The 15,467-nt window shown below is 37.6% G+C and carries 13 protein-coding genes and 1 tRNA gene; 3 read left to right on the top strand and 11 right to left on the bottom strand.

What is annotated here, in order from left to right; translation table 11 throughout:
• Positions 1 to 111 precede the first annotated feature (111 nt).
• From hemB to CGC58_RS08025, 4 genes are all read right to left on the bottom strand, one after another.
• Complete coding sequence (gene hemB, locus CGC58_RS08040; RefSeq protein ID WP_095896252.1) at positions 112 to 1,101, bottom strand: porphobilinogen synthase; 990 nt, start codon at positions 1,099 to 1,101, stop codon at positions 112 to 114.
• A gap of 58 nt (positions 1,102 to 1,159) precedes the next feature.
• Positions 1,160 to 1,813 (bottom strand): tetratricopeptide repeat protein, encoded by a 654-nt coding sequence (locus CGC58_RS08035; RefSeq protein ID WP_095896251.1) that lies wholly within the window; start codon positions 1,811 to 1,813, stop codon positions 1,160 to 1,162.
• Between the two features lie 137 nt (positions 1,814 to 1,950).
• Positions 1,951 to 2,796 carry a metallophosphoesterase gene (locus CGC58_RS08030; RefSeq protein WP_198540716.1) on the bottom strand — a complete coding sequence of 282 codons (846 nt, stop codon included), beginning with the start codon at positions 2,794 to 2,796 and terminating at the stop codon, positions 1,951 to 1,953.
• A 135-nt stretch (positions 2,797 to 2,931) separates the two neighbouring features.
• The gene (locus CGC58_RS08025; RefSeq protein WP_095897164.1) at positions 2,932 to 4,110 is read right to left on the bottom strand and encodes an immunity 26/phosphotriesterase HocA family protein; all 1,179 of its coding nucleotides are present in this window, start codon (positions 4,108 to 4,110) and stop codon (positions 2,932 to 2,934) included.
• A 240-nt stretch (positions 4,111 to 4,350) separates the two neighbouring features.
• Here CGC58_RS08025 and CGC58_RS08020 point away from each other — a divergent pair, with 240 nt between their 5' ends.
• Positions 4,351 to 5,232 (top strand): helix-turn-helix domain-containing protein, encoded by an 882-nt coding sequence (locus CGC58_RS08020; protein WP_095896250.1) that lies wholly within the window; start codon positions 4,351 to 4,353, stop codon positions 5,230 to 5,232.
• A gap of 71 nt (positions 5,233 to 5,303) precedes the next feature.
• Here CGC58_RS08020 and CGC58_RS08015 read toward each other — a convergent pair whose 3' ends face one another.
• From CGC58_RS08015 to CGC58_RS08005, 3 genes are read right to left on the bottom strand one after another with little or no spacing between them, the layout of a single operon-like run.
• Positions 5,304 to 6,281: a N(4)-(beta-N-acetylglucosaminyl)-L-asparaginase gene (locus tag CGC58_RS08015; RefSeq protein WP_095896249.1), complete on the bottom strand. Its 978-nt coding sequence runs from the start codon at positions 6,279 to 6,281 to the stop codon at positions 5,304 to 5,306.
• A gap of 2 nt (positions 6,282 to 6,283) precedes the next feature.
• Positions 6,284 to 6,778, bottom strand: coding sequence for a YqiA/YcfP family alpha/beta fold hydrolase (locus CGC58_RS08010; protein ID WP_095896248.1), 495 nt, complete (start codon positions 6,776 to 6,778; stop codon positions 6,284 to 6,286).
• 30 nt (positions 6,779 to 6,808) lie between these two features.
• Positions 6,809 to 7,510 (bottom strand): Crp/Fnr family transcriptional regulator, encoded by a 702-nt coding sequence (locus tag CGC58_RS08005; protein WP_232748815.1) that lies wholly within the window; start codon positions 7,508 to 7,510, stop codon positions 6,809 to 6,811.
• A gap of 122 nt (positions 7,511 to 7,632) precedes the next feature.
• Between CGC58_RS08005 and CGC58_RS08000 the strand changes: the two genes are divergently transcribed.
• Positions 7,633 to 10,020: a heavy metal translocating P-type ATPase gene (locus CGC58_RS08000; RefSeq protein ID WP_095896247.1), complete on the top strand. Its 2,388-nt coding sequence runs from the start codon at positions 7,633 to 7,635 to the stop codon at positions 10,018 to 10,020.
• 59 nt (positions 10,021 to 10,079) lie between these two features.
• Here the strand turns inward: CGC58_RS08000 and CGC58_RS07995 are convergent.
• The 4 genes from CGC58_RS07995 to CGC58_RS07975 all read right to left on the bottom strand — a co-directional run bounded on the left by CGC58_RS07995 (position 10,080) and on the right by CGC58_RS07975 (position 14,882).
• Positions 10,080 to 10,152, bottom strand: a tRNA-Met gene (locus CGC58_RS07995).
• Positions 10,153 to 10,220: 68 nt separating this feature from the next.
• Positions 10,221 to 11,360, bottom strand: a complete 1,140-nt coding sequence (gene alr, locus CGC58_RS07990; RefSeq protein WP_095896246.1) for an alanine racemase — start codon at positions 11,358 to 11,360, stop codon at positions 10,221 to 10,223.
• 59 nt (positions 11,361 to 11,419) lie between these two features.
• Complete coding sequence (locus CGC58_RS07985; RefSeq protein WP_095896245.1) at positions 11,420 to 12,760, bottom strand: alpha-L-fucosidase; 1,341 nt, start codon at positions 12,758 to 12,760, stop codon at positions 11,420 to 11,422.
• A gap of 418 nt (positions 12,761 to 13,178) precedes the next feature.
• Entirely contained in the window at positions 13,179 to 14,882 is a 1,704-nt protein-coding gene (locus tag CGC58_RS07975) for a beta-N-acetylhexosaminidase (RefSeq protein ID WP_232748814.1), read from the bottom strand.
• Positions 14,883 to 14,972: 90 nt separating this feature from the next.
• Here CGC58_RS07975 and CGC58_RS07970 point away from each other — a divergent pair, with 90 nt between their 5' ends.
• Positions 14,973 to 15,161 (top strand): hypothetical protein, encoded by a 189-nt coding sequence (locus CGC58_RS07970; RefSeq protein WP_095896244.1) that lies wholly within the window; start codon positions 14,973 to 14,975, stop codon positions 15,159 to 15,161.
• Positions 15,162 to 15,467: the final 306 nt, after the last annotated feature.

Below are 15,467 nucleotides of genomic sequence, written 5' to 3'. Positions count from 1 at the left end.
TATATTCCTATTTTTCAGCACATAACATCAGAAAAATACAAAACTTAGTACCGCCCTAATATATAAAAAAATCACACAGATAACATTTCATATCTGTGTGATTTCAGCGTTTTAACCTATCAATTTAGCTACATCTTTAGCGAAGTAAGAAGCGATGATATCCGCTCCTGCTCTTTTAATAGCGGTTACTTGTTCGAGCATTACCGCATCGTGGTCAAGCCAACCTTTTTCGGCAGCGGCTTTGAGCATTGCATATTCGCCCGAAACCTGATACACCGCAACGGGAACTTCCGACATATTTTTCACCTCGCGAACGATATCCAGATAGCACAGCCCAGGCTTAACCATCACAATATCTGCACCTTCTTCAATATCCATTCGGGTTTCTCTGATGGCTTCCAAACGATTGTGATAATCCATTTGATATGTTTTTTTGTCTTTCGGAATATCCTGAATATCAACGGGAGCACTATCCAAAGCATCACGGAAAGGACCATAAAAAGCAGAAGCATATTTGGCACTGTACGACATTATCCCAACATTCTGGAAATCATTATTTTCCAATGTTTCACGGATATTCAATATTCTTCCGTCCATCATATCGCTGGGAGCAACAAAATCGGCACCCACCTGAGCGTGTGAAAGGCTCATTTGGCAAAGGGCATCTACTGTGGCATCGTTGGCAATTTGTCCGTTTTCGATAATTCCGTCGTGTCCGTAAACAGAATATGGGTCAAGTGCTACATCAGTCATTACCAACATCTGCGGAACGGCATTTTTCACGGTTTTAATGGCACGTTGCATTAATCCGTTAGGATTAGCAGCTTCCGTTCCTTTGTTATCTTTCAAATTGTCAGGAACTTTCACAAACAACAACACCGATTTCAAACCTAATTTCCAAAGCTCCTTCACTTCTTTTTCAAGCAAATCCAAGCTATATCGGTAATAATTTGGCATTGACGCGATTTCTTCCTTCACTCCTTTACCTTCCACCACAAAAAGTGGCACCAAAAAATCATCGGGCGTAACAATGGTTTCACGAACCAAACTACGAATGGCTTCGGTGGTACGCAATCTTCGGTTTCTTCTTAATGGATACATATTTTTCTCAAAAAAATTAAAATATTCAAAAAATTAAACAATCTAAAAAAAGTATTTTTTAGTTTATTAACTTCTTGAAAGCAATTGCTTTATAATTATATGGAACAAGTTCTATCGCCTTATCGTATTGAAGTAATGCAAGAGATTTATCTCCCTTAAATTCATACAACAGCCCCAAAAGAACATAGTACTCTCCTATTTGACTTTTTTGTGTATCATTCATTTTATTAATGTCAACTTCGTCTAATGTCTCTTGCATTTTCTTTATAAGCACTTCCACTTCTTTTTTGCTTTCAGAAGAAGCATCTTGTGTTGCTTTTTTGATGTAAAACGTCTTAAAATCACTCATTCCTTTCAGATAAATATCGCAATTATCAAGTGACTGTACAAGCATTTTTTTTCCTAATTGCCTTCCAAAAAGTCTTTCTCTTTCATAATCGGATAAGTTTGAATCAGGATAATTCAGTATTGCAAATTTACGTATATCAGCATACAGAATCTCATTTTCAGTGTATTGTTTCATTATTTTGGCTATACAATCCACCCATACTTGGGGAATTTGCTCTCCGTCTTTGCCTACAGATTCTTTTTCCAAGCAAGTACACCAATCCTTACTAAACATTGTTTCCAATTCTGCCTGAGTCAATTGTTTTTGTGCACAACCAAGATAAATGGACAGTATCAATGTAACTAATACAATTTTTCTTTTCATTTTTATAAAGCTAAAAATTTGATTTTATTAATGCTTTGAAATAATACCAAATCAGTAAAAAAAATAGACTTCCTAATAGCACAAAGGTATTAAAAAATTGTAAACTTTGTCCTTTTTAGGATTGTTTTTTTAATAATTTACCCTTTCTCAAGTTCAAAGATAGTAATTTCAGGACGAACATTCAACCGAATTTTCTGCGAATGTCCCAACCCACGATTGATATAAAGTGTTCTTCCGTCAGATAAGTTGAATTTTCCTGCGGTATAATTTTTATTTTTCACGGGAAGTATTGGAGGTGGTAAAAAAGGTGGTTTGCATTGCCCTCCGTGTGTATGTCCGGAAAGAATCCATCCTTTGTAATTGTGCCATACATCCAAATCGCACACATCAGGATTGTGGCAAAGCACTATATTTGCCTTAGTTGGTTCATAATTTGCAAAAGCTTTTTCTGCATCAGTTTGCTTTGCCCAATAATCATCAAGCCCAATAAAATTTAATCCTTCCATTTCCACAGAAGAATTTCTGAGCACAACAATTCCCTCTTTTTCAATTGTTCTTGTTATTTGGTCAGCAACTTCGGATTCACTCCACTCAAATCCGTAATCGTGATTTCCCAAAATAGCAATTGTACCAAGATTACCTTTGACGCTCTCTTCAAACACTTCTTCGAGTTTATCGTGCATCAGCCGTTCTTGATGAAGCGTAACATAATCGCCTGTATACACCACAAAATCAGGATTATATCTCTTTGCCTCTTTTAGCGAATTTATTAGGTAAGAATTATCTACCCGATTTCCCGTGTGAATATCACTTATCTGCATTAAAGTTTTGCCAACCAACGATTCAGGGAGATTCTTAATAGGCATTTTTACACGGACAAACTCCAACCAGTGAGGCTCAATTCTCCAAGCGTACAAGCCCGTCAAAGCCGTTACACCCACAGTTCCCCAAAAACTTTTCTTTATAAAACTTCGTCTATTCACTTACTGATTTTTCTTTTGAAAGAGGATTCACGACAATTTTTGTACCACAGCATTGTAGATACTTTTGACAAATATAAAACGTCCTGATTTTCTATTTTTTACTTGGAGTAACCTTTTTGAAGCTCTTTGTATTTTTCACATTCCAACTTCACTTGGTAGCCTCACACCTAATTTTTTGCAATTTTCAGCGTAGTTGTTCTTTGAGTCAAGCCCAAAAATGGTAAAAAGTTCGTTTTTAGCCTCTTCCCACTTGGGGTTTCGCAAGTCCTCTTTCCATATCCAATGATTGGGGTCAATCCCAATGCCTTTTAGTGCATTGTTGATTTCAAAATTATCGTATGCAGGCGAAAAACCAATGGTATTGTGTTTGAGTTCATTTTCCTTTAAAACTTGTTGTAACTTACTGGAAATATGTTTATCAAAATCACTTCGTTTCATTTCCAAGTGAATAAATCCCCATTGTAGTGTACAGATTTCAGGAGCGTTGTAATCCGTGAAACCGTAATAAAACGATATAGGAAAATCATACGCCTCATCTGCAATAGGCTCGTAGTCAATCACTTGATATTCACCATAGAAAAACGCATTATCCATCATCACCGAAGCAGGCAAAACAGATTGACTTTTAAGTATTTGTAAATCAACATTTTTAGTAGAAGATGCAAAAACAAACAACTGTACCAGCACAGGTTTTCCCATCAGCCAAAACAATTTATGGTCAAGAGGTAAAACATTGGTTTTCCGAACTTTATCTATATCCATCAAAATCCTGCCAAAACCAAACTCGGTACGGTTGAGCTTAAAGCAAAAATAATCGCCCTGTTTGAATTTTAAATTCTGCCGTTTTAACTGTCTGAATTTTTCAATTTCCTCAAAATGATTTTCAGGCGAATTTTGGATAAATTCATCTATTAAATCGGTAGGTTTCAGTCCTTTTTGCACAGGATACTCCCACAATCTTCGGTAAAAGGACGTTTGTGAGGTAAGGCTTCCTATGGTTAAATCTCCATATTCACCCACCGACAGATAAACCCCGATGGGCGTGCGTTTTTCAAAAGTAGAAGCATTGAGTTTCTGTTCTTTTCCTCTGGAAGTTTTCGGCAAAAGCACTTCTCTGTTGCGAGTCTGCTCGTTGTAATGGGCTTCTTTGTATTCCTTTTCGGTGGAGATAATACGGCGTTTGATAGTATCGCCATCAAAATACAAAATGCTATCGGGACGATGCATATCGCCTTTCAAAATCACTCTATTCCAATGAGATGCGATTGGGTCAAGCCCAAAATATCTTCGTTGGTGGTTGTTTAGTTCGTACATTTGTTGTTCTACGTTTATCAAATTACCTTTCACAGTACAAAGGTAACACCATTTGGAGTAAAACAAAATAAATTTCCAAAAAAGTTTGTCGAAAACAGCAACTTGCTCCGTATTTATGCCAAATTCTTACAGAAACATCATTCATTTGTGGTTTTATTCTGAAAATGACGTAAAAAAGGCGTATCAAAAATTAAAGAAAAAAGCTGAAATCCTCATATCTTTGCGAAAAATTAGGAGGCTATGAATATCGAAAAACTATCACAAAAAATTAAGGAATTACGAAAAGTTAAATGTCTTTCGCAAGAAGAATTGGCAACCCAATCGGGAGTTTCTCTCCGAACGGTTCAACGGGTGGAAAATGCAGAAAGCACTCCTTCGGGAGAAACTTTAAAACGTATTTTAACTACTTTGGGCACTTCATACGAGGCACTAATTACTGAAACTATAACCGAAAAACCCTTGCGAACCCTACAAGGTGTAAAAGAGTATCTGCATATTTTTAGTGATAAACTGATAATCAATAGGTCTGTTATTCCTGAAAATATCACAAAAACTTACGAAAAATCCATTTCGTTTTTGTTTAAAACGTTAGGTGTTGTATTTATTGGAACATTATTATTTTCTATAATAGCCGTTGTATTTTTCTTTTTGGACAACACTGATTTGGCTATTTTTGCAACTGGTTTTGCAACCATTTTTCTGATAGTGACTTTCCTCATAATGTGGTTTTCTTCGGGAGCAGCTCCCTATATTGAACGTAAACATATTGTAGCAACAAAAATAGAGAACACGAAACTCGGAAATATTCATTTCATAGTAACTTACCGAGACGGAAAACGTATAAAAGAAAGATCAATTACTTTCGAAACTCGTGATTTAACCTATATTCAAGAGGGATTACTATCAGAAAACCTCATTGAAACCAACAAAGTAAGTCAAAACTATGACACTTTAATTATTATGTTCTCCATACCTGTATTATCTTCCTTAACAAGATTTTCTGATAAATTTGATTTTCCTGTAGTTATTACTCTATGGAGCTTAACTGGTATTGTTTGTATAATAATCAAAGTCATCATAAAATCAATTCGAAATAACAAAAAATACGCTCAATCACTTTAAACTTTTCCAAACAAAAACGCACCAAATAATTGAGTTATTCGGTGCGTTTTTTTAAATTTATAAAATTATTTCTATTCCATCATATAAGTTGCATCAATGAGTGTATTTTGTTGATTTTTAGATTGCAGTGCGTAATTAAATCCTTTACGAACGCAAAATGCCCCAATTTCTCCACTTTTACTTAAAGCGATAAATCCAACTTGCAGATGTTCCAATTCGGGCGAGTTTTTGTACAAATCATAAATGCGTTTAGTAACGATTTCACAAGCTTCTTGCGGAGATTTCCCGTGTCGCATCAACTCCACCACCATCGCACTGCCTGCCGTACGGATAACCGCTTCGCCTAAACCTGTTGCTGCGGCTGCTCCTACTTCATTATCCAAAAACAGACCTCCGCCGATGATAGGTGAATCTCCCACTCTACCTGCCATTTTCCAAGCCATTCCGCTGGTGGTACAAGCTCCGGAAAGATTCCCGTTTTCATCCAACGCTAACATACTAATCGTGTCGTGGTTTTCAATATTGATAATAGGCTTATATTGAGAGGTTTTTAGCCATTCTTCATAAGCCTTCTTTGACTTTTCAGTTAGTAAATCTTCTTCTTTAAATCCCTGTGAAAGAGCAAATTGCTTAGCTCCGTCACCCACGAGCATTACGTGAGGCGTTTTTTCCATCACCAAACGAGCTACCGAAATGGGGTGCTTGATATTTTTCAGGCAAGCCACCGAACCCGCATTGTTTTGGCTGTCCATAATGCAGGCATCGAGCGTTACGTTTCCTTCTCGGTCGGGATAGCCTCCGTAACCTACGGAAGTTTCTTCGGGGTCGGCTTCAGCAGTCATCACGCCTTTTTCAACGGCATCTAAAGCATTTCCGCCCGAAGCGAGAATTTCCCAAGCAGCGTCATTGGCTGGCAATCCGTGATTCCAAGTGCTGATAACCACAGGTTTTACATTGACAGACGCTGTTTCTTCAGAGGTTTTTTCTGATGAATTCGATTTACAAGCAACTAAAAATAAAGGAATTGCAAAAAGATAAATTGTTTTCATTTCTATAAGTTTTGGTGAATCATTTTTATGAAGAATTCGGTTTCTTTTCGGAAAATTTCAATCGGGTAAGAATGTTCCATTTTGTTAATTAAGTGGATTTCAACATTCTGATTTTCAGAAATATCGTCACGAAGTAATTCCAAAGATTGCCAAGGCAGAATAACCTCATCCTGCAACCCGATTACAATTTGCATATACTGGGAGTATGAGCGATTGAAATTCGTAACGATGGGCATTTCACTGCGGAAAGCCAACGCGGGATTGAACAACAAACAGGGTTTTTGCAAGGCTTGAGCTAAATAGTAAGTTACTAATCCTCCGGCACTTGACCCAACTATAGCATCTACATCGTGGTATTCTTCCTGCAAGGTTTGAAACAGATTAGGCGTATTTTTATAGTCCAAAACAGGAGCAAAAACCGTTGCATATTGCTGCAAAACTTCTCTTCGGTCATCTTGCAGAAAACTATCCAATCCGTGTAAATACAGTATTTTCATTTTCGTGTATTTTTTAGAAAATTTGCATCATTAGTTCCCTAACGATACTTTTTCCAATTTTCTCTTATCCAGTATTTTAATCTTCTTCACACGCGTTTCAATCCATTTATTTTTACTAAATTCGGAAAGCATCCTGATGAGTGATTCTGTTGCAGAACCTATCATATTTCCAATTTCTTCACGTGAAAGTTGAATATTGATATAACCTTGTTCGTCGGTTCCGAAATTATTTTCTAAGAAAAGTAACGTATCTGCTAAACGCTGTTTTACAGTCTTTTGTGCCAAATCAACAATCGCGTTGTCGGCTTTCTTCAATTCATCACACACATTTCGGAATACTTCTACGGAAAACCCTACGTTTGTTGCAAAAAAATTAAATACTTCCTCTTTCGGAATAAAACAAACTCTCATATCGGTCAGAGCTATCGCACTCAAATTCACAGGGTCGCGAGCAATAACGCTGCGTTGCCCCAAGATATCTCCTTTTCCGACAAAACGAACAATTTGGCTTTTCCCGTTGGCACTCAGCTTACTAAGTTTGCAAATTCCTTCTTTAATACAATAAACACCTGCGAGTACATCACCTTCTTCAAAAATAACTTTACCCTTTTTTATTATTGAAGCCGTTTTGCATTCAGAAATAACCCGAAGTTCACCATCATTGAGCGTTCTTAGCATTTTTTGATGCCTTACAAAACAATGTTCGCACTTCGTATCCGCTTGATTACTCATATGTTCTTGTATTTTATCGCAAAGATAAAATTTTTTATGATAATTATCATATCTTTGCGAAGAAATAAAACTTTGCTTAAACTAACTTTTTCACCTGTGCAAAGTGAACAAACTCACTAAATATGAATTGCTATCATTGTGGAAATGAATTTGATAACGAACCACTTTCGGCAGACGACAAGGTCTTCTGTTGTTTGGGTTGCAAAACGGTTTATGAAATTCTGTCAGAAAATAATTTATCCTCATACTACGATATTGAGCAAAATCCGGGAGCTCGCCCTGAAGAATCGTTAGAAAAATATTCTTTCTTGGACAATGAAAAAATCGTAGAAAAGTTGCTTGAATTTAACGACGGAAATATTCAAATTGTAAATCTGTACATTCCTCATATTCACTGTAGTTCCTGTATTTGGGTGCTTGAAAATTTAGACAGATTGCATTCCGCAGTGGGAGGCTCTGTGGTTAATTTTCCTCAAAAAACAGTGCGTATTACCTTCAATTCCGACAAAGTTTCTCTTAAGGAATTAGTGTTGTTATTGGCTCACATTGGCTATTCTCCATACATCAGCTTGGAAGATTATCAGACGAAGAAAAACAAACCTAACCGACAGATTTACTACAAATTAGGTGTAGCTGCCTTTGCTTTTGGGAATGTAATGTTACTTTCTTTTCCTGAATATTTTGAAGCAGACGAGTTTTGGATTGAACAATACAAACCTTTCTTTCGTTGGATAATGTTTTTTCTGTCCTTGCCTGTGATGTTTTACTCGGCTTCGGATTATTTTATTTCGGCATATAAAGGCATCAGAAGCAAGATTTTAAATATTGATATTCCTTTGGCTTTGGGGATTTTGGCTATGTTCGTTCGTAGTTGCTACGATATTTTTACGGATTCCGGTCAAGGATTTTTTGACAGCCTGAACAGCTTGGTTTTCTTGCTTTTAATCGGAAAATTCTTCCAGCAACGAACATACAGTTTTCTCTCCTTTGAAAGAGATTATAAGAGTTATTTTCCCATCGGAATTACTAAAATTCTCCCTGACGGAAAAGAGGAAAGCGTTCAAGTTTACGATATTGCTCAAGGAGATAGATTACTAATTAGAAATCAAGAACTTATACCCGTAGATGCTATCTTGATTCGAGGAGAAGCTCACATCGATTACAGTTTTGTGACGGGTGAAGCCAATCCTGTTCAAAAAATCAGCGGAGATAAGCTTTTTGCAGGAGGAAAACAAACGCAAGGAGCCATTGAAATTGAAGCACTTAAAGGAATTTCACAAAGTTATTTAACTCAGCTTTGGAGTAATGAAATTTTCAGTAAAGATAAGGACGACAAATTCAAAACCCTGACAGATAAAGTTAGTAAATACTTCACAATCATAATTTTAGCAATATCTTTTATCTCTTTGTTCGTTTGGATTTATTTGGCATATAAAAATCTTGCCGAGCCTGTGATGCCTTTGAATGTATTCACCGCGGTTTTGATTATCGCTTGCCCGTGTGCATTGGCTATTTCTGCTCCGTTCACTTTGGGGAATATGTTGCGTATTTTCGGACAACGTAAATTATACCTGAAAAACAGCAAGGTTATTGAAAAAATGGCAAAAATCGACACGATTATTTTCGATAAAACGGGAACAATTACCACTGCCAACAAATCGGATTTGACTTACGAAGGAACAGAATTAACACCTGAGGAACAGATAGTTATAAAAAAGACATTACGAAACTCCAACCATCCGCTTAGTAGGCAAATTTATGATTACTTAACTGTTTCGGACACTTCAAATTTCATTAATAATTTCAAGGAAATCACAGGAAAAGGAATCGAAGCCAAAATTGGTGACGTTTTTGTTAAAATAGGTTCAGCAAAATTTATTGGCAAGGAAATAGACAAAGACAATCTGAAAACAAGTGTGCATATTTCGCTAAACGGAATCTACAAAGGTTGTTTCATTTTCAGCAATTCTTACCGAAAGGGAATTTCAGAGTTGTTCAAATCTTTAGCAAGTAAATATAAGTTGGTAATTCTTTCGGGAGATAATGAAAGTGAGCGAGATACGTTGGAAAAATTACTTCCTTCCAATTCCACTATTTTGTTCAACCAAAAGCCTGATGACAAATTAAATTATATCGAATTATTGCAGAAAGAAGGCAGAAAAGTAATGATGATAGGTGACGGACTAAACGATGCCGGAGCGTTGAAACAGAGCGATGTAGGAATTGCCTTAGCCGAAAATGTAAATGTGTTTTCTCCTGCTTGTGACGGAATTATGGATTCTACCAAAATTGGTGATTTGAGGGCTTTTTTAAAGCTTTCCGAAAAATCAATACAGATTATTAAAGGAAGTTTTATGCTTTCATTTCTGTACAATATTATAGGGGTTTCGTTTGCTGTAATGGGACATTTGTCTCCTTTGGTAGCAGCCATTCTGATGCCGTTGAGCTCCATTACTATCGTGCTTTTCACCACTCTGAACACGAATATAGCCGCAAGGAAATTGAAATAGTTCAATATTGAGTAGAAACAAAAAAAGAGTGATTTTTAAATCACTCTTTTTTAACCTCGTAGCGGGAACAGGACTCGAACCTGTGACCTTCGGGTTATGAGCCCGACGAGCTACCTACTGCTCTATCCCGCGATTTCTGGGTGCAAATATACAACAATATTTTATACTACCAAACTTATTGATAAAAAAATCTGAAAAAACTATTCTACGTACACGCGTTTTATCCTTCGGGAAAGCGATGTAATTAGCTCATATGAAATGGTTTGTGCCGTTTCTGCGAGAATTTCGGAAGTGTGTTTTTCATCAAAAATAATTACCTCATCTCCTTCCTTGCAATCAATTTCCGTAATATTAACCATCAGCATATCCATACAAACATTGCCCACAATCGGAGCTTTTTTATCGTTAATATACACAAAACCAATGCCTTTGCCGTAAATTCTATTCAGTCCGTCGGCGTGCCCTACCGAAATAGTTGCTGTTCGAGTAGGGATTTCAGCCTGAAAACCAAAGTTATACCCCACATATCCGCCTTTGGGAACATCGTGAATTTGAGAAATCAAACTTTTTAAAATGGTTATCGGACGGAAATTCGGCTGATATTCAGCATCATTCCCAAAACCATACATCCCAATTCCGCTGCGAACCATATCAAAATGTGCCTGCGGATAGTTCAAAATTCCCGAAGTATTACAATTATGATACAACACCTTATATGGAAAATATTTTTCAATAATTTTCTGACATTCAACAAATTTACGAATTTGTTCCTGCATACAATCTTCAGCGTTTTTGTCTTCCGAAGCAAACAAATGCGAATATGCCGTTCTTACCCTGACTTGCTTTTTATCTGATAAAATCTGACAAACATCTTCAATTTGCTCTGGAAGAAACCCTAAGCGATTCATTCCCGTATTACACTTAATGTGAACAGGATAACTATCCAAATTTTTATCCGTAGCGAAATCAAGGAATGCTTCCAAGGTTCGATATGAATACAAAGTAGGTTCTAACTCATACGTTACAATTTCTTGAAAATGTGCCACTTGCGGATGAAGCACCAAAATAGGCTTTGTTACTCCCGAATTGCGTAACTCAACACCTTCCGAGGCATAAGCCACAGCAAAATAATCTGCTAAGTCCTTTTTTTCCAAATATTTGGCTATTTCACAATGATTATTCCCGTATGAAAACGCCTTTACCACCGCCATAAATAGCGTATTTTCTTTCAATTTGCTTTTCAGGAAGTTTACATTGTGTTCCAAATTATCCAAACGGATTTCCAAAGTGGTTTCTTGTACTGATGTATGTTCGTTTTGCTCTTCTTTTTCTGTATTCATATGTTAATTTTTGTACTTACAATCCTTTTTCTCCTATTTACCGACTGATTTTTCATCTTTTATCGGGTTGGAAGTTCTTTTTCAAAGGTAAGTTTCAACACATAATCGGGAGATTCAGGTGTTTTTGGGAATTTTAGCAGTATTCCGTCTTTATCTTGAGTAAATTTAATCGCTTTTTTGCCATTATATTCAACGGCTTTGATAAGTTTATTGCCCGAATAAGGCAAAAATAAGGCTTTGTCAGTCAAATCCAACACGTGAACGTATAATGTCTTCCCTTTTTGAGTCGTTACTCCCCAATGGCTCGGTGGGACAACTCCTCCTCTTGTCCCCTGAATGGTAGGTGCGTAGGTTTGCATCCATTGTCCCATTTCTTTAAGGCGTTGCACGGCTACGGCAGGGATTTCTCCATTAGCTTCTGGCCCTACATTCATCAGTAAATTAGCATTTTTGCCTGCTGCTTTAACTAAATACTGAATAAGCGTTTTGGTGGACTTATAATTCTGGTCAGTAATTTTATAGCCCCACATTCCGTTCATTGTTTCGCAGGTTTCCAGCGGTAGGCGACTGATATCCTGCCCTGATAATCCAGCTTTGTTCTCACCAGGGAGGTCACGTTCAAATATTTGAATGTCTTCTCCGACAAAAGGCGTGATATGATGATTATTTCCGATAAGGCAAGCGGACTGCAAGCCGTGAATGAGTTTATATTGCTCGTCCAGATTCCACGTTTTGGCGGTCATTCCGTCAGGATAAATGTCTTTATCCCACATTCCGTCGAACCAGATAGCTCCTATCTTGCCGTAATTGGTAAGAAGTTCAGTAAGTTGGTTATTCATAAAGGTGTGATAATCTTCCCACTTGCCGTGATTGGTTCTTCCCGTGCCTTTGCCGGTACGTCCCAAAGGATAATAATCAGCCCGACGCCAATCCAAATGCGAATAGTACAAATGCAGACGTATTCCCTGCTTTTGGCATTCTTGTGCAATTTCTTTGATGATATCACGCCCAAAAGGTGTTGCCTTTACGATGTTATAATCACAGTGTTTCGTATCGAACATAGAAAATCCGTCGTGGTGGCGGGTAGTTATTGTAATGTATTTCGCCCCCGAAGCCTTAATGGCGGAAACCCACTCGGCTGCATTGAACTTTGCAGGATAAAAACCCTTAGCTATCTTTTCATATTCTTGCCAATGCAGATTTTTATTGTGCATAACCCACTCACCATCAGCGAGCATACTGTAAATTCCCCAATGGATAAAGATTCCGAACTTATCGTCCTGAAATGTTTCTCTAGCTTTTAGGTTCTCGGGTGATGGTTTATAATTGGGCTGGGCTTTTACCAAAAGAATTCCGAGGAAAACCCCGATGATGCTTGTGATGAAGTGTTTTGTTGTCATATTTTTTGTATTTAGGGTTGATGGTCTAACTAACTCTATATAGCTTGTCTTTTTTATTTCCGTTCTTTTGTCTTGAAACAAAAGAACCAAAAATTCAAGACTTTGGATACTCCGCTAAAAATCAATTCATTTCACTGGAAATCTCCAAACTTGCTCCCTGCGGTCGCTTCGAACAGTGGATATTTCCTGCGTTCTATTCATTGATTTTCTTAACGCTTCGTCTCCAAGGTCGAAAATCACTCTTGAAAATAGTGACAATTCAAAATGGGTTAGTTATAATTATTTTAGGTACTTCTTGTTTCATTCTTTCTTTGCTGTTTTCTTAAAAAAGAAGTTAGAAAAAAGACTTATTTTGGTTGTTTTAAAAATGAATCCCCTCCAACATTATGATTGAAAGGGATTCGAAACATATGAAAACTTATTTTTTGTCGTCAAACATATGTTTTGCGTAATTTACCTTCATTATATCAAAGATGTTTCTGATAGAAGAGATACGCTCCTTAAATTGGTTGTAATCTTTCTGTGCTAAGGGTGTCCATTGCACTTCGGAAAGGGCTGTCATACGCGGTGCTACCAAGTATTCGGCTTGTTCGGGGGAATGTACGTATTCCGTCCAGAGGTTTGCCTGCACTCCCCAAATGAGTTTAGCTTGTTCAGCAGTAAATTCAGCAGGTACGGGGTCGTAGGAGTATGTTTTCTCGACAGTGGTAAGGCAACAGATGCTCAAGTAAGGTTGTTTGGTCTCTGCATCTACTGCATCTTGATAATGGTCGAAGTAACAATATCCACCAGGGGTCATAATGGCTTTATGTCCTGCTTTGGCGGCTGCAATTCCACCTTCCACGCCTCGCCAACTCATCACGGTAGCATTAGGGGCTAATCCACCTTCTAAAATTTCGTCCCAACCGATAATTTGCCGTCCTTTACTGTTTAAGAACTTCTCTATACGGCTTATGAAATAACTTTGTAGCTTCTCTTCCTTCGTATGTTTCTTCCCATCAATAGGACTTGGCTCTGTATCGTCCTTTAATCCCAATTGTTTGATAACTTCCTGAGCTTGTGCAGACTCTTTCCACTCTTTTTTCGGTGCTTCATCACCCCCGATGTGAATATATTCACTTGGGAAGATATCCATCACTTCGGTAAGCACATTTTCCAAGAACTGGAAGGTTTCTTCCTTCGGTGCTAAGATTTGTTCAAAGATTCCCCAGTATTCGCCCACTTTGTAAGGACCTGTTCCGTTACCAAGTTCGGGATATGCAGCCAAAGCGGCAAGCATATGTCCGGGCATATCGATTTCGGGAATGACCGTGATATGACGGTCAGCGGCATATTTTACAATTTCGCGAGCTTGTTCCTGCGTATAGAAGCCTCCGTAGCGTTTTCCATCGCCTTTGAAGACAGCATCTTTGGCAGCTCCCGGAAAATTCTTGCCAATGGCGGTCTGTTCACGCCACGCCCCCACTTCGGTTAGTTTTGGGTACTGCTTAATTTCAAGTCGCCAGCCTTGGTCTTCGGTTAAGTGCCAGTGAAAACGATTCATTTTGTGCAACGCCAGCAAGTCGATGTACTTTTTAATGAAATCCATTGAGAACATATGCCGCCCTACGTCCAGATGCATTCCGCGATAAGCAAAACGAGGTGCGTCTTCAATCTTTACGGAAGGAATAACGTAATGTACCTCACCTTTTTCGGTAGTTACCTCCTTAATCATTTGGCGCAGGGTTTGCAATCCGTAGAAAACCCCTTGTGCATTGTTACCGCTAATGGTTATCAGCTTTGAATTTCCGTCGATTTTGTAACCTTCTTCCTCAGAAACTCTTTGGTCGATGTGTAGGAAAATACCTTTTTCAAATTTCCCCTCTGTTCCGAAGGTAACATCAACTCCGGTTTGCAATTTGATGTACTCTTTCAAGAACTCGGCTTCTTTTTGAAGCTCGTTGTCAAAATAAACCTTTGTTTTTCCATTCAAAAGGAAACGTCCGTTTTGGATTTCCAACTTCTGCGGAAGCGGAACCACCGCATAATCAGTCGCTACGTTTTGAGTTTCAGCATACGGATTCTTTTCCTCGCAGGAAACCAACGCAAAAGCCAAGGCAATGGCTAATATACCTCTTTTCATACGTGTTAATTTATATTGTTAATTAATTTTTCTACTTGTAATTGTGTTAAATTTTATCCGAATTTCTTCTTTCTCTATTCTTTTCCTTAGATGAAAAGAACCAAAAATCAAGGCTTTGGATATTTCGCTAAAAATCACATTCATTACGCTGAAAATCTCCAAACTTACTCCCTGCGGTCGCTTCGGACAATGGATATTTTCTACGCTACATTCATTGATTTTCTTAACGCTTCATCTCCAATGCCAATAAACCTAAACAAGAACAATAAAAATCATTAATATGTTTTTTTTTATGTCTATTGGTCTATATTGTTAATTAATTTTTCTACTTGTAATTGTGTTAAATTTTATCCGAATTTCTTCTTTCTCTATTCTTTTCTTTTAGATGAAAAGGAATCAAAGTGCGAACCGCACAGGCATTGATAGTTAGTCGTCGGCTTCCGACAAAATCTCTAAACTTGCTCCCTGCGGTCGCTTCGAACAATGGATATTTTCTACGCTACATTCATTGATTTTCTTAACGCTTCATCTCCAATGCCAATAAACCTAAACAAGAACAATAAAAATCATTGATATGTTTTTTCT

Source organism: Capnocytophaga stomatis, assembly GCF_002302635.1.
Classification (GTDB): Bacteria; Bacteroidota; Bacteroidia; order Flavobacteriales; family Flavobacteriaceae; genus Capnocytophaga; species Capnocytophaga stomatis.
This window is presented reverse-complemented; position numbering and strand designations above follow the sequence as displayed.

Excerpts from the sequence above, each read along its gene's own strand:
- CGC58_RS07975 (WP_232748814.1), bottom strand. The coding sequence starts at position 14,882 with ATGAAAAGAGGTATATTAGCCATTGCCTTGGCTTTTGCGTTGGTTTCC.
- CGC58_RS07970 (WP_095896244.1), top strand. The coding sequence starts at position 14,973 with ATGAAAAGAACCAAAAATCAAGGCTTTGGATATTTCGCTAAAAATCAC.
- CGC58_RS08020 (WP_095896250.1), top strand. The coding sequence starts at position 4,351 with ATGAATATCGAAAAACTATCACAAAAAATTAAGGAATTACGAAAAGTT.
- CGC58_RS08035 (WP_095896251.1), bottom strand. The coding sequence starts at position 1,813 with ATGAAAAGAAAAATTGTATTAGTTACATTGATACTGTCCATTTATCTT.
- hemB (WP_095896252.1), bottom strand. The coding sequence starts at position 1,101 with ATGTATCCATTAAGAAGAAACCGAAGATTGCGTACCACCGAAGCCATT.
- CGC58_RS08025 (WP_095897164.1), bottom strand. The coding sequence starts at position 4,110 with ATGTACGAACTAAACAACCACCAACGAAGATATTTTGGGCTTGACCCA.
- alr (WP_095896246.1), bottom strand. The coding sequence starts at position 11,360 with ATGAATACAGAAAAAGAAGAGCAAAACGAACATACATCAGTACAAGAA.
- CGC58_RS07985 (WP_095896245.1), bottom strand. The coding sequence starts at position 12,760 with ATGACAACAAAACACTTCATCACAAGCATCATCGGGGTTTTCCTCGGA.
- CGC58_RS08005 (WP_232748815.1), bottom strand. The coding sequence starts at position 7,510 with ATGAGTAATCAAGCGGATACGAAGTGCGAACATTGTTTTGTAAGGCAT.
- CGC58_RS08010 (WP_095896248.1), bottom strand. The coding sequence starts at position 6,778 with ATGAAAATACTGTATTTACACGGATTGGATAGTTTTCTGCAAGATGAC.
- CGC58_RS08000 (WP_095896247.1), top strand. The coding sequence starts at position 7,633 with ATGAATTGCTATCATTGTGGAAATGAATTTGATAACGAACCACTTTCG.
- CGC58_RS08015 (WP_095896249.1), bottom strand. The coding sequence starts at position 6,281 with ATGAAAACAATTTATCTTTTTGCAATTCCTTTATTTTTAGTTGCTTGT.